This is a genomic window from Klebsiella sp., assembly GCF_027492335.1.
Taxonomy (GTDB): Bacteria; Pseudomonadota; Gammaproteobacteria; order Enterobacterales; family Enterobacteriaceae; genus Klebsiella; species Klebsiella huaxiensis.
Genome location: NZ_JAPUEW010000011.1, coordinates 92,941 through 114,246, shown reverse-complemented (window position 1 = coordinate 114,246; position 21,306 = coordinate 92,941). Strand labels below are relative to the sequence as shown.

General features: G+C 55.1%; 19 protein-coding genes. 14 read left to right on the top strand and 5 right to left on the bottom strand.

The window, feature by feature from the left end; translation table 11 throughout:
• Positions 1-2: 2 nt before the first annotated feature.
• Together QVF11_RS04815 and citS are read right to left on the bottom strand one after the other, a co-directional pair.
• Positions 3-251 carry an oxaloacetate decarboxylase subunit gamma gene (locus QVF11_RS04815; RefSeq protein ID WP_130624400.1) on the bottom strand — a complete coding sequence of 83 codons (249 nt, stop codon included), beginning with the start codon at positions 249-251 and terminating at the stop codon, positions 3-5.
• Between the two features lie 160 nt (positions 252-411).
• The gene (citS, locus tag QVF11_RS04810; protein ID WP_181483643.1) at positions 412-1,752 is read right to left on the bottom strand and encodes a citrate/sodium symporter CitS; all 1,341 of its coding nucleotides are present in this window, start codon (positions 1,750-1,752) and stop codon (positions 412-414) included.
• Positions 1,753-2,025: 273 nt separating this feature from the next.
• On the opposite strand from citS, the gene citC reads away from it, so the two are divergent.
• The 9 genes from citC (at position 2,026) to QVF11_RS04765 (ending at position 13,041) form a co-directional block, all read left to right on the top strand.
• A complete protein-coding gene (citC, locus tag QVF11_RS04805; RefSeq protein WP_287855358.1) occupies positions 2,026-3,054 on the top strand; it encodes a [citrate (pro-3S)-lyase] ligase in 1,029 nt (342 codons plus the stop codon).
• Positions 3,055-3,084: 30 nt separating this feature from the next.
• Positions 3,085-3,378, top strand: coding sequence for a citrate lyase acyl carrier protein (gene citD, locus QVF11_RS04800; protein ID WP_112215577.1), 294 nt, complete (start codon positions 3,085-3,087; stop codon positions 3,376-3,378).
• Complete coding sequence (gene citE / locus QVF11_RS04795) at positions 3,375-4,244, top strand: citrate (pro-3S)-lyase subunit beta (protein ID WP_112215576.1); 870 nt, start codon at positions 3,375-3,377, stop codon at positions 4,242-4,244. The genes citD and citE overlap by 4 nt, the downstream gene beginning before the upstream one ends.
• Before the next feature lie 10 nt (positions 4,245-4,254).
• Entirely contained in the window at positions 4,255-5,781 is a 1,527-nt protein-coding gene (gene citF, locus QVF11_RS04790; RefSeq protein ID WP_181483641.1) for a citrate lyase subunit alpha, read from the top strand.
• A 35-nt stretch (positions 5,782-5,816) separates the two neighbouring features.
• The gene (gene citG / locus QVF11_RS04785) at positions 5,817-6,710 is read left to right on the top strand and encodes a triphosphoribosyl-dephospho-CoA synthase CitG (protein WP_375538818.1); all 894 of its coding nucleotides are present in this window, start codon (positions 5,817-5,819) and stop codon (positions 6,708-6,710) included.
• 248 nt (positions 6,711-6,958) lie between these two features.
• A complete protein-coding gene (dapB, locus tag QVF11_RS04780; protein ID WP_287855354.1) occupies positions 6,959-7,780 on the top strand; it encodes a 4-hydroxy-tetrahydrodipicolinate reductase in 822 nt (273 codons plus the stop codon).
• A gap of 456 nt (positions 7,781-8,236) precedes the next feature.
• On the top strand, positions 8,237-9,385 hold the full coding sequence (gene carA / locus QVF11_RS04775) for a glutamine-hydrolyzing carbamoyl-phosphate synthase small subunit (protein WP_112215573.1): 1,149 nt from the start codon (positions 8,237-8,239) through the stop codon (positions 9,383-9,385).
• Between the two features lie 15 nt (positions 9,386-9,400).
• Complete coding sequence (gene carB / locus QVF11_RS04770) at positions 9,401-12,625, top strand: carbamoyl-phosphate synthase large subunit (RefSeq protein WP_287855353.1); 3,225 nt, start codon at positions 9,401-9,403, stop codon at positions 12,623-12,625.
• 182 nt (positions 12,626-12,807) lie between these two features.
• Positions 12,808-13,041 (top strand): YgdI/YgdR family lipoprotein, encoded by a 234-nt coding sequence (locus QVF11_RS04765; protein ID WP_112215572.1) that lies wholly within the window; start codon positions 12,808-12,810, stop codon positions 13,039-13,041.
• A 44-nt stretch (positions 13,042-13,085) separates the two neighbouring features.
• Here the strand turns inward: QVF11_RS04765 and QVF11_RS04760 are convergent, their stop codons facing one another.
• The 3 genes from QVF11_RS04760 to idnO are packed head-to-tail and all read right to left on the bottom strand — an operon-like array spanning position 13,086 to position 14,859.
• Complete coding sequence (locus tag QVF11_RS04760) at positions 13,086-13,553, bottom strand: NanQ anomerase/TabA/YiaL family protein (protein WP_112215571.1); 468 nt, start codon at positions 13,551-13,553, stop codon at positions 13,086-13,088.
• Entirely contained in the window at positions 13,550-14,080 is a 531-nt protein-coding gene (locus tag QVF11_RS04755) for a gluconokinase (RefSeq protein ID WP_112215570.1), read from the bottom strand. Before QVF11_RS04755 ends, QVF11_RS04760 begins: the two co-directional genes overlap by 4 nt.
• Before the next feature lie 14 nt (positions 14,081-14,094).
• Entirely contained in the window at positions 14,095-14,859 is a 765-nt protein-coding gene (idnO, locus tag QVF11_RS04750) for a gluconate 5-dehydrogenase (protein ID WP_112215569.1), read from the bottom strand.
• Between the two features lie 267 nt (positions 14,860-15,126).
• Between idnO and QVF11_RS04745 the strand changes: the two genes are divergently transcribed.
• From QVF11_RS04745 to kefC, 5 genes are all read left to right on the top strand, one after another.
• Complete coding sequence (locus tag QVF11_RS04745; protein WP_112215568.1) at positions 15,127-16,119, top strand: LacI family DNA-binding transcriptional regulator; 993 nt, start codon at positions 15,127-15,129, stop codon at positions 16,117-16,119.
• A 210-nt stretch (positions 16,120-16,329) separates the two neighbouring features.
• Complete coding sequence (locus QVF11_RS04740) at positions 16,330-17,280, top strand: 2-hydroxyacid dehydrogenase (protein ID WP_287855352.1); 951 nt, start codon at positions 16,330-16,332, stop codon at positions 17,278-17,280.
• Between the two features lie 72 nt (positions 17,281-17,352).
• The gene (locus QVF11_RS04735) at positions 17,353-18,657 is read left to right on the top strand and encodes an MFS transporter (RefSeq protein ID WP_142512335.1); all 1,305 of its coding nucleotides are present in this window, start codon (positions 17,353-17,355) and stop codon (positions 18,655-18,657) included.
• Positions 18,658-18,752: 95 nt separating this feature from the next.
• Complete coding sequence (gene kefF / locus QVF11_RS04730) at positions 18,753-19,286, top strand: glutathione-regulated potassium-efflux system oxidoreductase KefF (protein WP_110272616.1); 534 nt, start codon at positions 18,753-18,755, stop codon at positions 19,284-19,286.
• Positions 19,279-21,144, top strand: coding sequence for a glutathione-regulated potassium-efflux system protein KefC (gene kefC / locus QVF11_RS04725; protein WP_112215566.1), 1,866 nt, complete (start codon positions 19,279-19,281; stop codon positions 21,142-21,144). The genes kefF and kefC overlap by 8 nt, the downstream gene beginning before the upstream one ends.
• The last annotated feature ends 162 nt before the right edge of the window (positions 21,145-21,306 follow it).

The window sequence follows — 21,306 nt, the reverse complement described above, 5'->3', positions numbered from 1 at the left end:
AATTAAGGGTTAAGGCGGCGATGGTGGTGGATAGCGGCGGCAATCACCGGCTTTAAGCGGGCGAAGTCGTCAGCGGGCGCGGCAGCAACGGGAGCCGCTTTGGGCGCCGGGGCCGGTTCAGGGAAGAAGCGGTTGACGGCGGCGGACATGCCCTGGATGGCGAAAATCAGCAGGAACAGAAACGCCAGCACGAATCCCATGCCGAGGAACATCAGGGTGAAGCCTTCACCCAGCAGTACTGCATCACTCATGAAAAGGTCCAAAAGTAAGGGCACGATGGCGTGTTTGAAAGTAAATTCATTGGTGCGTCCGGCTAAGGAGTAGGGTGGATTTCCCGAAGCCGCCCCCGGCCCTGGACCCTAATTTGCACCGCTGTGGTTTACGCTCAAACATCGCCATCGTGCGTGTTTATTACATCATCATGCCGAACACGATGCTCGCGATGACCAGCACAATACCGCCGCCCAAACGGGAGGAGATTTGCGCATAGGAGATAAGATTCATACGGTTACAGGCAGAGAGTACTTCCAGGTCACCGGAACCGCCGCGGTTAGCCATACACAGGCCAGCGGTAATTGCGGATTCAATCGGGAAGAAGCCAATCAGCCAGCCGCCGACAGCGGCACCGACGACGGCACCCACTACGATGACTGCGGCAATCACCACGTTAGCGAAGGTGATCGCGTCGATGATCTCTTGCAGGTCGGTGTAGCACACGCCGACGCCGACCATCAGCACCCACAGCAGTTGCTTAGAGAAGAAGTCAGACAGACGTTTAGCTCCGGCTTTGATTTCCGGCGAGCAGAGGCCAGAGGCATTCAGCGCCGCGACGATCAGCACCATCCAGGCGAAGTAGTGAATGGATACACCACCAATGCTTGGCAGAATTTTCTTGGCAATCACGTAGGCCAGCAGGAAGCAGGTGGTGGCGAGTACCAGGCCGACAGCCGTTTCACGATGGGTAATCGCGCCCGCTTTTTCATCGTCTTCGACTTTGAATGAAGCTTTACGTACCAGCTCGCCCTCACCGCTCAGCCAGGTATATTTTTTGCCGATAATATCGAGGAGTGCGGCGAAAACGATGGCGAAGATGTTGGCGATGGTCAGAATGGCAATCGCGGTCGAGTAGTACTCTTCACGAGAACGACCGGTGACGGAGTGATAAATTTCAGACAGCGGAACCGCGCCTGCGCCGTTGCCGCCGCCCATAATCGGCAGGACATACAGCATCATGATGCGATCGATAGAAATACCGAAGCACAGCCCGATAGCAATGCCAAAGATTGATGCCCCGAGGATCCCCATAAGGATAGTTGGAATATAACCCAGTAGGGATTTCAGCAACAGTTTACGGTTAACCGCGAGAATAGCACCGGTAATCAACACTGCGATGAATAAGTTCAGGAAGTTACTTTTATCCATCACATTGGTGATTGCGTCGATTTCTCTCTGTGTGAAAATACCGGCATAAACAAAATACGCAGCCACCAGGAAGATCATTACCGGTGCGCCACCAATATATTTATTAAATATCGGTAGACGTTTACCAATTTCACCAAAAATAGCGCCAATAATAAACATTATCGCGAAGCCGCCCACGATATCAGTGGGTAGCGCGTCATAAAAGTGTGAAAGGAGTAGTGTAATTAATGCAAACGCGTAAAGCGGGAGCGGCATACCGAAGATTTTAAACCCCAGTATATCGCTAACGCCTTTTTTCTCCGCTGCCGGAGCCTGGCTCATGTTAGTCATGACGTCACCCTGTGAAAAATAATAAGGCCGTTGGAAAAAACAATAATAAGACGGCGGCATCATAATAAATATACTCCTGGCTGATATGTGATTATCTTCACTGATCGGCTGTGTTTTTAATTAATTTAATTGTTTTTATTCCTCTGAATTAATTAACAACATAAAAACCATAAAGCCAATTAAGGTACGGGGAAAAGTGTGATTTAAATAAAAGAACCGCTACGGGAACGGTGGCGAAATACAGTTCGTTTTTGGTTAATGAAGCGCGAAAAAATGAATCTGATATTAAAACGCGTCGTGGTACAAAAAGATCCCCGGCGGCGAGAGGCGGTTGATCTCTTCCTTCACCAACATCAGCTCTCTCTCGAAGCGGATTGCGAAATCGTGATTGTCGCCGAGCATCAGCGGCGTATTGTCGGCTGCGGTGCGATTGCCGGGTGCGTGCTGAAGTGTATTGCCGTCGACCCGTCGCTACAGGGGGAAGGGCTAAGCCTGAAGCTGCTGACCGAACTGATGACCCAGGCGTATGAACTGGGCCGCAGCGAACTGTTTTTATTCACCAAACCTTATTCCGCCGCGCTCTTTTCCTGCGCTGGATTCTGGCCTATCGCCCGCGCGGGCGACCAGGCCGTATTAATGGAAAATAGCCGCGAACGTCTGGCCCGCTATTGCCGCCAGCTCACGATGTACCGTCAGCCCGGGGAGAAAATCGGCGCTATCGTGATGAACGCCAATCCTTTTACGCTGGGGCACCGCTGGCTGGTGGAACAGGCCGCCCGCCAATGTGACTGGCTGCATCTGTTCGTGGTGAAGGAAGACGCGTCATTTTTCAGCTATCAGGATCGCGTAGCGCTGATTGAGCAGGGGATTGCGGGAATTGAAAACGTCACCCTGCATCCTGGATCGGCTTACGTTATTTCCCGGGCAACCTTCCCCGGCTATTTCCTCAAAGACAAAGGCGCGGTTGACGATTGCCATTGCCAGATCGATCTGCAGCTCTTCCGCGAACATCTCGCCCCGGCGCTAGGCATCACTCACCGCTTTGTCGGCAGCGAACCGCTGTGTGGATTAACCCGCAATTACAACCTGCGCATGCGGCAACTGCTGGAAGCGCCGGGCGAGACGCCTGCAATCAAGGTGGTTGAGCTGGATCGGGTTGAGAAGGGCGGCGAGCCAATCTCTGCTTCCCGAGTGCGCAAGCTCTATAACGCGCGGCAGTGGTCGGCTATCGAGCCGCTGGTGCCGCCGGGAACGCTCTCTTTTCTGATGCATCTGGCGGAAAGCGAACATCAAACCGCCTGATTTTACCTCCATAACTAAGGATCTGCCTCTATGGAAATAATGATTGACGCCCTGGCCGGCACGCTGGAATCCAGCGATGTGATGGTCAGGATCGGGCCTGCTAATGAGCCGGGCATCCAGCTTGAAATCGACAGCATTGTGAAGCAGCAGTTTGGCGCGGCGATTGAGCAGGTGGTCAGAGAGACTCTGGCGCAGCTTGGTGTTACCCAGGCGAATGTGGTCGTCGATGATAAAGGCGCGCTTGAATGCGTACTGAAGGCGCGCGTTCAGGCAGCGGCGCTACGCGCAGCGCAACAATCTCAACTGCAATGGAGCCAGCTATGAAACCTCGTCGCAGTATGCTGTTTATTCCCGGCGCCAACGCCGCGATGTTAAGCACCTCTTTTGTTTACGGCGCAGACGCGGTGATGTTTGACCTCGAAGATGCCGTTTCGCTGCGTGAAAAAGATACCGCCCGCCTGCTGGTGCATCACGCACTACAGCATCCGCTGTATCGGGATGTCGAAACCGTGGTGCGTATTAACCCGCTCAATACCCCGTTTGGCCTTGCTGACCTCGAAGCGGTAGTGCGTGCGGGTGTGGATATGGTCCGTTTACCGAAAACCGATAGCAAAGAAGATATCCATGAGCTGGAAGCCCACGTTGAGCGCATTGAGCGCGAGTGTGGCCGGGAAGTGGGCAGCACCAAATTAATGGCGGCGATTGAGTCGGCGCTTGGAGTGGTGAATGCGGTCGAGATCGCCCGCTCCAGCCCGCGTTTGTCGGCCATTGCGCTGGCGGCCTTTGACTACGTGATGGATATGGGCACCTGCCGCGGTGATGGTACCGAGCTGTTTTATGCTCGCTGCGCGGTGCTGCACGCCGCCCGCGTCGCCGGGATCGCGGCCTATGACGTGGTGTGGTCGGATATCAACAATGAAGAAGGTTTCCTTGCGGAAGCGAATCTGGCGAAAAATCTAGGCTTTAACGGCAAATCGCTGGTGAACCCGCGCCAGATTGAGCTGCTGCATCAGGTTTATGCTCCAACGCTTAAAGACGTCGAGCATGCGCGCGAAGTTATCGCGGCGGCGGAAGAGGCGGAAGAGCGCGGTCTGGGCGTGGTATCGCTGAACGGTAAGATGATAGATGGACCGATTATCGATCATGCGCGCAAGGTCGTGGCGCTGTCGGCTTCCGGCATTCGTGATTAAGGGGGAAATAATGAAAGAGACCGTGGCAATGCTTAATCAACAGTACGTCGTGCCGGAAGGATTAGAGCCCTATGCGGGCGTGACGGCGAAAAGCCCGTGGTTGGCCAGCGAAAGCGAAAAGCGCCAACGTAAAATTTGCGCCTCGCTGGAAGAGGCGATTCGCCGCTCCGGGTTGCAAAACGGCATGACCATCTCCTTCCACCACGCGTTTCGCGGCGGTGACAAGGTGGTCAATATGGTGGTGGCGAAGCTGGCGGAAATGGGCTTTCGCGATCTGACGCTGGCTTCCAGTTCGTTGATTGACGCCCACTGGCCGCTGATTGAGCATATTAAAAATGGCGTGGTTCGCCAGATTTATACTTCCGGCCTGCGCGGTAAGCTCGGGGAAGAGATCTCCGCGGGCCTGATGGAAAACCCGGTACAAATTCACTCCCACGGCGGTCGTGCGCATTTAGTGCAAACCGGCGAACTGAATATTGACGTGGCGTTCCTTGGGGTGCCGTGCTGCGATGAGTATGGCAACGCCAACGGCTTTAGCGGCAAATCGCGCTGCGGTTCGCTCGGCTACGCCAAAGTGGATGCTGACGCGGCCAAATGCGTGGTGCTGCTGACCGAAGAGTGGGTGGATTATCCGAACTACCCGGCTAGTATCGCGCAGGATCAGGTTGATCTGATCGTACAGGTTGAGGAAGTTGGCGATCCGGCGAAAATCACCGCTGGGGCGATCCGCCTGACCAGCAACCCGCGCGAGCTACTGATCGCCCGCCAGGCAGCAAAAGTGATCGAACATTCTGGCTACTTCAAAGACGGCTTCTCTTTGCAAACCGGTACCGGCGGCGCGTCGCTGGCGGTAACCCGCTTCCTCGAAGATAAGATGCGTCGTAATGAGATCACCGCCAGCTTTGGTCTGGGCGGGATCACCGGCACGATGGTCGATCTGCATGAAAAGGGTCTGATTAAAGCACTGCTGGATACCCAGTCTTTCGACGGCGATGCTGCGCGTTCGCTGGCGAATAACCCGAACCATATCGAAATCTCTGCTAATCAGTACGCGAACCCAAGTTCTAAAGGTATCTCCTGCGAGCGCCTGAACGTGGTGATGCTGAGTGCGTTGGAAATTGATACCGGATTCAACGTCAACGTGATGACCGGCTCCAACGGCGTGCTGCGTGGGGCATCTGGTGGCCATAGCGATACGGCGGCAGGGGCTGATTTAACTATTATAACCGCGCCGCTGGTGCGCGGGCGCATTCCGTGCGTGGTGGAGAAGGTGCTGACTCGCGTCACGCCGGGGGCCAGCGTAGATGTGCTGGTGACCGACCACGGTATCGCCGTGAATCCGGCGCGTCAGGATCTGATCGATAACCTGCGCAGCGCCGGTATCCCGCTGATGACTATTGAAGAGCTACAACAGCGCGCCGAGCTTCTGACTGGTAAACCTGAGTCGATCGAATTTACCGATCGGGTGGTGGCCGTCGTGCGCTATCGCGATGGTTCGGTGATTGACGTGATTCATCAGGTTAAAACCGCCAGCTAAACGCATCGAGGAGAGAAGGCATGAGCGAAGTGATCATGAGCCAGCATCGCCAGTTGAGTCGTCAAACGGTCGCGGCGGAGGATATCGTTTCTCGCGTGGAGCGGGCGCTGCTGACGGAAGTTCGCCTGACGCCGAAGCCGGGCTTGGTGGATATCCGTAATACCGGCGCGCATCAGGATATGGATCTGGCGTCATTTGAAGCCAGTACGGCGGTTGTCGCCCCATGGATGGAGAAGTTTTTCATTATGGGGCACGACACGGCCAATATCACACCGGAACAGGTGCTGATGATGCTGCGTCCGGTGGGCATGGCCTGCGAGACGGATATGCTGGAAGTCACCGGAGGGGTGAATACTCATCGCGGGGCGATCTTCGCTTTTGGCCTGCTCAGCGCGGCGGCAGGAAGGCTGGTTGCCCGAGGGGAGCCGGTTGAACAGCACCGGGTTTGCGATCAGGTTGCCCGATTCTGTCGCGGCGTGGTTGGGCGCGAGCTTTCCGCCTCGGAAGGGAAGAAGGTGAGCAAAGGCGAGGCGCATTTCCTGCGCTACGGGCTATCTGGTGCCCGGGGTGAAGCTGAAAGCGGCTTTCGTACCGTGCGCACTCAGGCGATGCCGGTATTTAATCGCGTGATGGAAGATACCGGCGACACCAATCTGGCGTTATTACAGACCTTGCTGCATCTGATGGCGTGGAATGACGATACCAACCTGGTTTCACGCGGCGGGCTGGAAGGGCTCAACTTTGTTCAGCAGCAGGCGCAAAAGTTGCTGTGGGAAGGTGGGGTACTGGCCGACGGCGGGCTGGAAGCGCTGCGTCAGCTGGATGATGAGCTGATTGTTCGCCATCTTAGCCCTGGCGGCAGTGCCGATCTGCTGGCGGTGACCTGGTTCCTGTATGGCTTTCCTCCAGGAGAGCTGTTCCTGCATTAATTGCTCGGTTTTTCATCGATAGCTGACCCCGGATTGACCTGCAAATGGCCGAACCGGGGTTCCAGCCCCCATTTGTTCATCCCTTCTCACTGCCCTTTGGCCGATTCCCGGCACAATCGTATAGTTTTTACTGATATCGGCGGCAGTTTGTCATAAATTTCTAATTATCGGTGTTTTTGAGTAGCGGCTCATCGATGGGCTGGTTACTCTGAAAACAATTTACGTAGTGTTAACAAAAGAGAATAGCTATGCATGATGCAAAAATCCGCGTGGCCATCGCGGGCGCGGGCGGCCGGATGGGACGCCAGTTAATCCAGGCGGTACAGCAAATGGACGGCGCGGCGCTTGGCGCGGCGCTGGAACGTGAAGGCTCCTCACTACTTGGCAGCGATGCGGGCGAGCTGGCGGGCGTGGGTAAGTCGGGCGTTGTGGTGCAAAGCAGCCTTGAGGCGGTAAAAGATGATTTCGACGTGTTCATCGATTTTACCCGCCCGGAAGGCACGCTGAACCACCTCGCTTTTTGCCGTCAACACGGTAAAGGGATGGTGATCGGCACCACCGGCTTTGATGATGCCGGGAAGCAGGCGATTCGTGATGCTTCGCAGGAAATCGCCATTGTGTTTGCTGCCAACTTTAGCGTCGGCGTCAACGTGATGTTAAAGCTGCTGGAGAAGGCGGCGAAGGTGATGGGCGACTACACCGATATCGAAATTATCGAAGCGCATCATCGTCACAAAGTCGATGCTCCATCAGGTACGGCGCTGGCAATGGGCGAGGCGATTGCTGGTGCTCTGGATAAAGATCTGAAGGACTGTGCGGTCTACAGTCGCGAAGGCTACACCGGTGAACGCGAGCCGGGCACGATCGGTTTTGCCACTGTACGCGCTGGAGATATCGTCGGTGAGCATACGGCGATGTTTGCCGATATCGGCGAACGTATCGAAATCAGCCATAAGGCCTCCAGCCGTATGACTTTTGCAAATGGTGCAGTTCGCTCTGCATTATGGTTGAAAGGTAAAGAAAACGGTCTTTTTGATATGCGTGATGTGCTTGAACTGAACTCTTTATAACGATTATTACCCATCGTGATGTGGTTATTGCATTCAATATGTAATTGATTGCAAAGGGCAATATTTTATTGCCCTTTTTATTTTTCCAGTATTTTTATATTTTTATCATCAAAGCTTCAAAATATTATGTTATCTCCGTGTTTCTTGTTGTTTTATTGTAAATTTTGACCATCTGGTCTACTTTTTTGTTCTCCCTTCAATAATTTTACAATAATCCGGCCCCGCAAGCGTTTTCCCAGGCGAGTTAGTTGATCTTTTTGCCCATTAAGACAGGTATTACTGAATAGTCTCCTGAAATGAGATTAAAAATATCCGCTTTAAGTTGACTTTTACCCGCCATCTCTCCAGAATGCCGCCGTTTGCCAAAATTCTGCGGGCAACAGATTTGCATTGATTCAGATCTGCATTATGAATTAATATGCAAATAAAGTGAGTGGATATTCTCTGGAGGGTGTTTTGATTAAGTCAGCGCTATTGGTTCTGGAAGACGGAACCCAGTTTCACGGTCGGGCCATTGGGGCTACCGGCACGGCGGTTGGGGAAGTCGTTTTCAATACTTCAATGACCGGTTATCAAGAAATCCTCACTGATCCTTCCTATTCCCGCCAAATCGTCACTCTGACTTATCCCCATATCGGCAACGTCGGCACTAACGCCGCCGATGAAGAATCTTCTCAGGTACATGCGCAGGGCCTGGTCATTCGCGACCTGCCGCTGATTGCCAGCAACTTCCGCAATACTGAAGACCTCTCTTCTTATCTGAAGCGCCATAACATCGTGGCGATCGCCGATATCGATACCCGTAAGCTGACCCGTCTGCTGCGTGAGAAAGGTGCGCAGAACGGCTGCATTATTGCGGGCGATAGCCCGGATGCGCAGCTGGCGCTGGAAAAAGCGAAAGCGTTCCCGGGCCTGAACGGGATGGATCTGGCGAAGGAAGTGACTACCGCAGAAACCTACAGCTGGACGCAAGGTAGCTGGACTCTGGCGGGTGACCTGCCGGAAGCCAAAGCAGAAAGCGACCTGCCGTTCCACGTTGTGGCCTATGATTTTGGCGCTAAGCGCAACATTCTGCGCATGCTGGTCGACCGAGGCTGCCGTCTGACGGTAGTGCCGGCGAAGACCTCCGCTGAAGAGGTGCTGAAGATGAATCCGGACGGCATCTTCCTGTCTAACGGCCCCGGCGACCCGGCTCCGTGCGACTACGCCATCGAAGCAATAGAGAAGTTCCTCGAAACCGAGATTCCGGTATTCGGCATCTGCCTCGGCCATCAGCTGCTGGCGCTGGCGAGCGGAGCGAAGACCATCAAGATGAAGTTTGGTCACCATGGTGGTAACCACCCGGTTAAGGATATCGATAACAACGTGGTGATGATTACCGCGCAGAACCACGGTTTTGCGGTGGATGAAGCCTCGATGCCTGCTAACCTGCGCGTGACCCACAAGTCGCTGTTCGACGGCACCCTGCAGGGGATTCATCGTACCGACAAACCGGCATTCAGCTTCCAGGGACACCCGGAGGCGAGCCCGGGCCCGCACGATGCCGCGCCGCTGTTCGACCACTTTATCGAATTGATTAAGCACTACCGTTCTTCAGCAAAATAATCAGGAGCAAACAAAATGCCAAAACGTACAGATATAAAAAGCATCCTGATTCTTGGCGCTGGTCCGATCGTTATCGGCCAGGCTTGTGAATTTGACTACTCCGGCGCGCAGGCGTGTAAAGCGCTGCGCGAAGAGGGTTATCGCGTCATTCTGGTGAACTCCAACCCGGCGACCATCATGACTGACCCGGAAATGGCCGATGCGACTTATATCGAGCCGATTCATTGGGAAGTGGTACGCAAAATCATCGAAAAAGAGCGTCCGGATGCGGTTCTGCCGACCATGGGCGGCCAGACCGCGCTGAACTGCGCGCTGGAGCTGGAGCGTCAGGGCGTGCTGGAAGAGTTCGGCGTGACCATGATTGGTGCTACCGCCGACGCGATTGATAAAGCAGAAGACCGTCGCCGTTTCGACGTCGCGATGAAGAAAATCGGCCTCGACACCGCGCGTTCCGGTATCGCGCACACCATGGAAGAAGCGCTGGCGGTTGCCGCTGACGTTGGCTTCCCATGCATCATCCGCCCGAGCTTCACCATGGGCGGCACCGGTGGTGGTATCGCCTACAACCGCGAAGAGTTTGAAGAAATTTGCGAGCGCGGGCTGGATCTCTCGCCGACCAACGAGCTGCTGATTGATGAATCGCTGATCGGCTGGAAAGAGTACGAGATGGAAGTGGTGCGTGATAAAAACGACAACTGCATCATCGTCTGCTCTATCGAAAACTTCGATGCGATGGGCATCCATACCGGCGACTCCATCACCGTAGCTCCAGCGCAGACCTTAACCGATAAAGAGTACCAAATCATGCGTAACGCCTCGATGGCGGTGCTGCGTGAAATCGGCGTAGAAACCGGCGGATCTAACGTTCAGTTCTCGGTGAACCCGAAAGATGGCCGCCTGATCGTTATCGAAATGAACCCGCGCGTCTCCCGCTCTTCGGCGCTGGCCTCGAAAGCCACCGGCTTCCCGATTGCCAAAGTGGCGGCAAAGCTGGCGGTGGGTTATACCCTCGACGAGCTGATGAACGACATCACCGGCGGCCGTACTCCGGCGTCGTTTGAGCCGTCCATCGACTACGTTGTGACGAAAATTCCACGCTTCAACTTCGAGAAATTCGTTGGCGCTAACGACCGTCTGACCACGCAGATGAAATCTGTCGGTGAAGTCATGGCGATTGGCCGTACCCAGCAGGAGTCCCTGCAGAAAGCGCTGCGCGGTCTGGAAGTGGGCGCGACCGGTTTCGACCCGAAAGTGAGCCTGGATGACCCTGAAGCGCTGACCAAGATTCGCCGTGAGCTGAAAGATGCTGGTGCCGAGCGTATCTGGTATATCGCTGACGCCTTCCGCGCCGGTCTGTCCGTTGATGGCGTGTTCAACCTGACCAATATCGACCGCTGGTTCCTGGTACAGATTGAAGAGCTGGTGCGTCTGGAAGAGAAAGTGGCTGAAGTCGGTATTACCGGTCTCGACGCCGACTTCCTGCGTCAGCTCAAGCGCAAAGGCTTTGCCGATGCGCGTCTGGCGAAACTGGCGGGCGTGCGCGAAGCGGAAATCCGCAAGCTGCGCGACCAGTATGACCTGCACCCGGTTTACAAGCGCGTGGATACCTGCGCGGCGGAATTCGCCACCGACACCGCCTACATGTACTCCACCTATGAAGATGAGTGCGAAGCGAACCCGTCCGCTGACCGTGACAAAATCATGGTTCTCGGCGGCGGCCCGAACCGCATCGGTCAGGGCATTGAATTCGACTACTGCTGTGTACACGCCTCGCTGGCGCTGCGCGAAGACGGTTACGAGACCATTATGGTCAACTGTAACCCGGAAACCGTCTCCACTGACTACGACACCTCCGACCGCCTGTACTTTGAGCCGGTGACGCTGGAAGACGTGCTGGAAATCGTGCGCATCGAGAAGCCGAAAGGCGTTATCGTGCAGTACGGCGGCCAGACTCCGCTGAAGCTGGCGCGCGCGCTGGAAGCCGCAGGCGTACCGATTATCGGCACCAGCCCGGATGCGATTGACCGTGCAGAAGACCGCGAGCGTTTCCAACAGGCGGTTGACCGTCTGAAGCTGAAGCAACCGGCAAACGCCACCGTGACCGCCATCGAAATGGCTGTCGAAAAAGCGAAAGAGATTGGCTACCCGCTGGTGGTGCGTCCGTCCTACGTTCTCGGTGGGCGGGCGATGGAAATCGTTTACGATGAAATCGACCTGCGCCGTTACTTCCAGACCGCTGTCAGCGTTTCTAACGATGCGCCGGTGCTGCTGGACCGCTTCCTTGACGATGCGGTTGAAGTTGACGTCGACGCTATCTGCGACGGCGAAATGGTGCTGATTGGCGGCATCATGGAGCATATCGAGCAGGCGGGCGTGCACTCCGGCGACTCTGCGTGTTCACTGCCTGCCTACACCCTGAGCCAGGAAATTCAGGATGTGATGCGCGAGCAGGTGCAGAAGCTGGCCTTTGAGCTGCAGGTTCGCGGCCTGATGAACGTGCAGTTTGCGGTCAAAAACAACGAAGTCTACCTGATTGAAGTCAACCCGCGTGCAGCGCGTACCGTCCCGTTCGTGTCGAAAGCCACCGGCGTACCGCTGGCGAAAGTCGCGGCGCGCGTGATGGCGGGCAGAACTCTGGCTCAACAGGGCGTCACTAAAGAGATCATCCCGCCGTACTATTCGGTGAAAGAGGTGGTGCTGCCGTTTAACAAATTCCCGGGCGTTGACCCGCTGTTAGGGCCAGAGATGCGCTCTACCGGCGAGGTGATGGGCGTCGGCCGCACCTTCGCGGAGGCGTTTGCTAAGGCGCAACTGGGCAGCAACTCAACGATGAAGAAACAGGGCCGCGCGCTGCTCTCCGTTCGCGAAGGCGACAAAGAGCGCGTGGTGGACCTGGCCGCTAAGCTGCTGAAGTTTGGCTTCGAGCTGGATGCGACTCACGGCACCGCGATTGTGCTGGGTGAAGCGGGTATCAACCCACGTCTGGTGAACAAGGTGCATGAAGGTCGTCCGCACATTCAGGACCGCATCAAGAATGGCGAATATACCTACATCATCAATACCACCGCAGGTCGTCAGGCGATTGAAGACTCCAAGCTTATTCGCCGCAGCGCGCTGCAGTACAAAGTACATTACGACACCACGCTGAACGGCGGCTTCGCCACGGCGATGGCGCTGAATGCCAACGCGATGGAGAAGGTGACGTCGGTGCAGGAAATGCACGCGCAGATTAAAAAGTAATGTAATCTGCCAGTAACAGCGCCTCCGGTGGTTGACACCGGAGGCGCTTTTTTATGCGCGGCGGTGAGCTTCAAGCTAAAACGCCACTTCGGAGAGTTCTGGTTTTTTCTCCCGATTCAGTCAGCTAGCCTAAAGTGGTTAGGGTGATAATTAATTTGACTGAATAACGGGAGAGAAACACGATGCAATTCAAACCACTCACTGCGGCAATTTTCACCGCCGCTGCACTGTTTACCATCGCCGGGTGTTCAACAAACCAGTCCCTAAAAACCACCGATGGCAGAACGATTGTGACCGATGGCAAACCGCAGGTAGATGATGATACCGGGCTGGTGTCCTATAAAAATGCTGAAACCGGTCGCACAGAGCAGATCAATCGCGATCAGGTGAAATCGATGGACGAACTGGATAACTAAGCGTTATCCGTGGCCCCGCGAGGAGTGCGGCGGGGCCGGTTGATTTACAGTAAGGCGTAGTCAATTTTGACGATAATTTTGCGCAACGGCGCGCCTGCATCCATCGCGGCCATGGGCCGGTGTAGTTCGCCTGGGAACAGGATCGCCAGCTCTTCAGGATGTAGGTGAATCAGCGTTTCGCTGCTGATTGCCTGGCAAAAGCCAATATCATGCGCGGTATTAAACGGCCCATCGTCAACGATCTCCAGACCCTTATTACCGGCACCGATAATCTCTTCGCCTTTCAGTACAATATGAATATCTATGTACTGACGATGATATTCCGGGCGCTGCTCCGCCAGTGGTTTAGTGCTGCCTTCAACAACGGTAAAAAACAGATTATCGCCATCAACGGTATATTTCCCCGGCGGCAGGGCGTGCGGCTCCTGTTGCAAAACTGCCTGTAGTGCTTTGCGGATGACCGACGGATAAAAGCTATTTTTGGCGGCGGCGGTTAAGGTATCGATAATCATGCCGGGATCTCCTGTCGTTGATGATGGTCGAGTAGCGTGATGGAGTGCGCCACAATGCTCGCGACATCAGGAGCGATATCGACGGCTAAAATGTCGCTTTCGCTGGCGTCTGGCGTTTCCAGCGCAGCGAACTGGCTGCGCAGCAGGGCTTCAGGCATAAAGTGGCCTTTGCGCGCCTGCATACGCTGCAAAATGCAGTCGTAGTCGCCGGTCAGCCACAGGAAGCGTAAATGGGGATTCCCCTCACGCAGCTGGTCGCGATAGCGCTTTTTCAGCGCCGAACACACCAGTACGCCGGACTCGTTTTTCTGCCCGAGACTGAAAATGACATCACCAATACGCTCCAGCCACGGCTGGCGATCGTCGTCATCAAGCGGCTGACTGGCGGCCATTTTGACGATATTTTTGCGAGGATGCAGATCGTCGCCATCGATAAATTTCGCGCCAAGCGCCTGGGCCAGGGCCTGACCGACGGTGGTCTTACCGGTGCCGGATACACCCATCAAAATAATGCATTGTCCTGCCATGGTGAACTCCTTGTTCAGACGGCGACCAGCATTCCGCCGTCGACGAACAGCAGATGGCCATTAACAAAATTCGAGGCGTTAGATGATAAAAATACTGCTGCGCCGACCAGTTCCTGCGGGTCACCCCAGCGAGCGGCGGGTGTGCGTTTGCACAGCCAGTCGGTAAAGGCTTTATCGTCAACCAGCGCCTGGGTCATGGCGGTTTTAAAGTAGCCTGGCGCAATACCGTTGACCTGAATGTTATAACGCGCCAGCTCGACGCACATCCCGCGGGTCAGCATTTTTACTGCGCCTTTCGCCGCAGCATATGGGGTTATGGTGTCGCGCCCGAGTTCGCTCTGCATTGAGCAGATATTGACGATTTTTCCTTGCTGGCGGCCAATCATGCGTTTGGCGACGGCCTGGGAAACGAGAAATACGGCAGTTTGGTTGACCGAAATAACGTCGTTCCACTCCTGTACCGGAAATTCGGTAAACGGGTGGCGGCGCTGAATTCCGGCATTATTAAATAACACGTCAATTACGCCAATTTCATTTTCAATTTGATTAATGGCTTTTTCTACGGAATCAGCATCGGTAACGTTAAATACCGCTGCATGTGCGGTAGCGCCTTCATCGCGTAATTTCATTACCGCATCATCAGCGCGTGATGCCGAAATATCGTTAATAATAATTTCTGCACCATATTGCGCAAGGCCCTGCGCCATGACAAAACCAATACCCTGTCCTGCGCCAGTAATTAAAATACGTTTGCCTTGTAAGCTGAAAAGATCTTTCATCTTGATATCCTGATTAACGGCTGAATATATACCCGTCATACTTCAACGTAAGTGGAATAACCTGTGCTCTATCTCACGGATTTTCGACGGGTAAAACTGTGATGTAGATCACTCAAAACCATGTTACTAAAAGGGGTTACGTTAAACGTGAAGCGAGGCGGAAATTACCGTCGCTCAGCGGGTTAACCGGACAGCGGTAAGATTCTCTTTTTAACCCGCGACAGGCATAATGGCCTGATGCAGTGGATGTATTTGACGGGCCGATAGATGAAAGCACAACGCATTACGCTCAATGATATTGCAGCGCTGGCGGGCGTAACCAAGATGACCGTCAGCCGCTATTTACGTACCCCGGATAAAGTGAAGCCTGAAACGGCGGAGCGTATCGCCAGCGTGATTGCCGAAATTGGCTATGAGCCGGACCCCGATAATCCGGCGATGATCAGCGTTGTCGTCCCGCGCATTGGCGTGCTTATTCCCTCCTTTCATAATCAAATTTTTGCCGATCTGCTGGCTGGAATTGAGTCGGTCACCACCGCGCACGGTTATCAGACGCTGGTGGTGAACTACGATTACGACCGCCAGCGCGAAGAGGAGCAGATCGCCGCCGTGCTGGCCTTTAACGTCAAGGGCCTGCTATTGACCGAGTCGGCGCATACTTTGCGGGCAGACAAATATCTCAATGCGGCAAAAATTCCCGTGGCTGAAGTGATGGGGCTGACGGACAACGTCGGGCGTATCAATGTCGGCTTCGATAATTTTAAAGCCGGGTTCGATATGACCAATATGCTGCTGGCGAGCGGCAAGCGGCGGGTTATCTACTTTGGTTCGATGTCTGACGTGCGTGATGAGCAGCGCTATGCCGGTTACTGTCAGGCGATGGCGAATGCCGGATTGCCGCAAGGGCGTATCGCGCCGAATAAGGTATCGTCGGTATCAATAGGCACCGGAATGATGACCCTGGCGCGGCAGATGTACGCCGATATGGACGCGATTCTGTGTACTAATGACGATCTGGCGGTCGGCGTGTTACAGGAGTGCCTCGCTTGCGGTATCAATGTGCCGCAGGAGCTGGCGATTGCGGGTTTTCATGGCCTGGAGATAGGGCAGATAGTGTCCCCGCGTCTCGCCAGCGTGCTGACGCCGCGTTTTGAAATGGGTAAAGTCGCGACAGAGATCTTAATTAAGAAAATCAAAGGGCTGCCCACTATCGAAAAAGTCGATCTGCATTATCGGCTGTCGATGGGCGAAACCATTTAACCCTGCCTGAACGGCGATGGCTCGGTGTTAGCAGAAGGTTAACGCATCGTCCACCGTACGCCCGCCGCAAGCCAGTTTTGTCTTAGCGATCACGGAGAGCGTAACAGCTATTTTTAACACGATTCAGCGTGACGCAGATCGCAAAAAACCACACAAAAAACCCGTTTGATAGTGACTACCGTCGTACTGAACTATCAAACAGGTGATCTGATGAATAATGCTATTACCCGCGCCGTCCTTTTAGTGGCCCCCGTTATTGACGCTCTGCAGGCGCAACTGGCTGCAGAGTTTCCGCTGTATCGCCTGTATGAGCAGGAAGACCCGATTACTTTTCTGCGCGAGCAGGGGGAAAACATTGCCGCTGTTGTGACCCGGGGTGATGTTGGCGTACAGAACAGCGTTCTGGAACTGCTGCCGCACGTTGGGTTGATTGCTATCTTCGGCGTGGGGACTGATGCCGTCGATTTAGATTTCGCCCGTTCCCGGCAGATTGCCGTCTCTATCACTTCCGGCGTGCTGACCAACGATGTCGCGGACCTGGCGATGGGTCTGCTGCTGGCGGGTTCACGTCAGCTGTGTCAGGGCGATCGTTTTGTGCGTGAGGGGCGCTGGCTGAACGGCGGACTGCCGCTGGCAACCCAAGTGAGCGGCAAACGCATTGGCCTGCTGGGGATGGGCAATATCGGCCAGGCTATCGCCCGCCGCGCGAGCGGATTCGATATGGAAGTGCTCTATACCGATCGCAAAAAGGTTAAAGGACTGCGCTATCAGTGGTGTGCGGATCTGCACACGCTGGCCCACGAAAGCGACTTTCTGGTGATCGCGGCTTCGGGGGGCGAAGCTAACCGCGGGCTGATTGATGCTTCCGTGTTTAACGTCATGCCGAAACACGCCTGGCTGATTAATATCGCCCGTGGTTCTCTGGTGGACGAAAAAGCGCTGATTCATGCGTTACAAAACGGTGTTATCGCCGGGGCGGGTCTTGATGTCTTCGAAGATGAGCCACATGTACCGGCTGAACTCATTGCGCTCGATAATGTCGTCCTGCAACCGCACGTTGCCAGCGCCACTCACGAGACACGGCAGAAAATGAGCGATGTGGTATACGCCAACGTTGCCGCTTATTTCGCCGGCGCGGAATTACCCAACGCGATTAATTAATTACCATTTCTTTTTCTCTGTCCCTACGCTCACTTTATTACAATGATAACCTCTGCATAGAGAGTGCGATATATGAACGATAAAATTCCCAGCACCCGCTGGCTGCGTATTATTACGCCGGTGTTGATCGCCTGTATTATTTCGTTTATGGACCGGGTTAATATTAGCTTTGCGCTGCCCGGCGGAATGGAAACCGATTTAGGTATTACCAGCCAGATGGCCGGTGTCGCCAGCGGAATATTTTTTATTGGTTATTTATTTCTGCAAATACCCGGCGGCAGAATTGCGGTAAACGGCAGTGGGAAGAAATTTATTGCCTGGTCGCTGGTGGCCTGGGCGGTGGTCTCTATCGCCACCGGTTTTGTCACGCACGAATATCAGTTGCTGGTGCTGCGTTTTATTCTCGGCGTTTCTGAAGGTGGAATGCTGCCGGTAGTGTTGACCATGATCAGCAACTGGTTCCCGGAGAAAGAGATCGGCCGGGCGAATGCTTTCGTGATGATGTTTGCCCCGCTGGGCGGTATGTTGACCGCGCCGGTATCGGGCGCGATTATCGCGGCGCTTGACTGGCGCTGGCTGTTTATCATCGAAGGCCTGCTGTCGATAGTGGTGCTGGTAGTGTGGTGGTTCATGATCAGTGACCGTCCAGAAGAAGCGCGCTGGTTGCCGGAAAGCGAGCGTCAGTATCTGGTCACTACCCTGGCCGCCGAGCGGGCGGCAAAGCTGGAGGAAGCGCCGGTAAGCAACGCGCCGGTTAAAGATGTGTTCCGCAACCCTGGCCTGATGAAGCTGGTGATCCTCAATTTCTTCTACCAGACCGGCGATTATGGCTACACGTTGTGGCTACCGACCATCCTGAAGGGGCTGACCGGCGGCAGCATGGCCAGCGTCGGGTTCCTCGCCATACTGCCGTTCATGGCGACGCTGGCAGGGATCTATGTGATTTCGCTGTTCAGCGATCGTAGCGGCAAACGTCGTCTGTGGGTTCGTTTCTCGCTTTACTGCTTCGCAGCAGCGCTGGTGGCCTCGGTAATATTGCGTGAACATGTGGTGGCGGCCTATATCGCGCTGGTGGTCTGCGGCTTCTTCCTGAAATCGGCAACCAGCCCATTCTGGTCAATGCCGGGACGTATCGCCTCGCCGGAGGTAGCCGGTAGCGCGCGCGGCGTGATTAATGGCCTGGGTAACCTTGGTGGGTTCTGCGGTCCGTATCTGGTGGGGGTGATGATTTATCTTTACGGGCAGAACGTGGCGGTTTGCGCGCTGGCCGGCTCGTTAATCATTGCCGGGACCATTACCTTCCTGCTGCCGAAGAAGTGCGACCTGGATACCACTCAGCCGGATGTTGCGGTCACTAAACAACCGCGAAATGCGTAACACTATGAGATATAAATCACACTTATCATTGTAAGCGATTCAATTAACTGTCTACACTCTTGCTGATTACAACAAGAGTTAACGCAGGCGAATCAATGATTCTTATAATTTATGCACATCCCTATCCGCAGCACTCGCATGCGAATAAGCGGATGCTTGAGCAGGCAAGGACGCTTGATGGCGTAGAGATACGCTCTCTCTATCAACTTTATCCCGATTTCAATATCGATATCGCCGCCGAACAGGCGGCGCTGGCCCGTGCCGATCTGGTTATCTGGCAGCATCCGATGCAGTGGTACAGCGTACCGCCGTTGCTGAAGCTGTGGATGGATAAGGTGTTATCGCACGGCTGGGCTTACGGCCACAACGGTATCGCGCTGCGCGGGAAATCGCTGATGTGGGCGGTGACCACCGGTGGCGGCGAAAGCCACTTTGCTATCGGTTCATTCCCCGGTTTTGACGTTCTGGCGCAGCCGCTGCAGGCGACGGGTTTGTACTGTGGTATGAAATGGCTGCCGCCGTTCGCCATGCATTGCACTTTTGTCTGCGATGACGAAACCCTTCAGGCGCAGGCGCGCCATTATCGGCAACGCTTAATCGAATGGCAGGAGGCGCACAATAATGGATAGCCATACGCTCATACAGGCGCTCATCTATTTGGGGTCCGCCGCGCTGATTGTGCCGATTGCCGTGCGTCTTGGGCTGGGGTCGGTGCTCGGCTACTTAATCGCTGGCTGTATTATTGGCCCGTGGGGGTTGCGGCTGGTCACCGACGCCGAGTCGATTCTGCATTTTGCGGAAATCGGCGTGGTGCTGATGCTTTTTGTCATCGGCCTGGAGCTGGATCCGCAGCGCCTGTGGAAGCTGCGCGCCTCGGTGTTCGGTGGCGGGGCGTTGCAGATGGTGGTCTGCGGGGCGCTGATCGGCCTGTTCTGCATGTCGCTGGGCCTGCGCTGGCAGGTGGCGGAACTGATTGGTATGACCCTGGCGCTCTCATCAACGGCGATTGCCATGCAGGCGATGAACGAACGCAACCTGACGGTGACGCAGCTGGGCCGGAGCGCATTTGCGGTGTTACTGTTCCAGGATATCGCGGCAATTCCGCTGGTGGCGATGATCCCGCTGCTGGCGGCGAGCGGCGGTTCAACGACGCTGGGGGCGTTTGCTCTCTCGGCGCTGAAAGTCGCGGGGGCGCTGGCACTGGTGGTGGCGCTCGGCCGCTATCTGACCCGGCCCATGCTGCGTTTTGTTGCGCGCTCCGGTCTGCGTGAGGTGTTCAGCGCCGTGGCCTTGTTCCTGGTGTTTGGCTTTGGGCTGCTGCTGGAGGAGGTTGGGCTGTCGATGGCTATGGGGGCGTTCCTTGCCGGAGTATTGCTGGCAAGCTCTGAATACCGTCATGCGCTGGAAAGCGATATTGAGCCGTTTAAAGGCCTGCTGCTGGGGTTGTTTTTTATCGGCGTCGGGATGTCTATCGACTTCGGTACCCTGGTGACCCATCCGCTACGTATTCTGATTTTACTGGTTGGTTTCCTGGTCATTAAATCACTGATGCTGTGGTTGATAGCCAAACCGTTAGGTGTACCGCGCGCCCAGCGCCGCTGGTTTGCGGTGCTACTCGGGCAGGGAAGCGAGTTTGCTTTCGTGGTCTTCGGCGCGGCGCAGATGGCTGATGTGTTGGACAGTGAGTGGGCGAAGGCGCTGACCCTGGCCGTTGCGCTGTCAATGGCGGCAACGCCGATTCTGCTGGTGCTGCTGACCCGTCTGGAAAAATCTGCCAGCGGTCAGGAGCGTGAAGCCGATGAGATTGATGAAGAGCAGCCGCGAGTCATCATCGCCGGATTCGGGCGCTATGGGCAGATTGCTGGTCGTGTGCTGCTCTCCAGCGGCGTGAAGATGGTTATCCTCGATCATGACCCTGACCACGTCGACACCCTGCGTAAGTTTGATATGAAAGTGTTCTACGGTGATGCGACGCGGGTTGATCTGCTTGAATCGGCGGGGGCGGAAAAAGCAGAAGTGCTGATTAACGCCATCGACGATCCGCAGACTAACCTGCAGCTGGCGGAACTGGCGAAAGAGCACTTCCCGCATCTGCAAATTATCTCCCGCGCCCGCGATGTCGATCATTACATCAAGCTGCGTCAGGTCGGCGTCGAAGCGCCAGAGCGTGAAACCTTTGAAGCGGCGCTGAAGTCCGGGCGAATGACCCTCGAGGCGCTGGGGCTGGGGGCATATGAGGCTCGCGAGCGTGCCGATCTGTTCCGCCGTTTCAATCTGCAAATGGTCGAAGAGATGGTGGCGATGGCGGAAAACGATGCGGCTTCCCGGGTGGCGGTATTCAAACGCACCAGCGATATGCTGACCGGTATTATCAACGAGGATCGCAACCATTTATCGCTGGTTCAGCGCCATGGTTGGCAGGGGACGGAAGAGGGACGGCACACTGGCGATATTGCCGATGAGCCACAGAATAAGCCCTCGGCCTGACGATGAATTACGCGTGTTACGCTAGCTTTACAAGTAACAATTTGTTTTCAATTTAGATCCTGTTCTGGCGGCTCACGTGGCTTACGTGGGCTTGCCAGCAAATCTTAAAATTTTCTGATTCTTTACTCTTCGCCCAGTCGACGAAGTATTACGCTTTCCGTA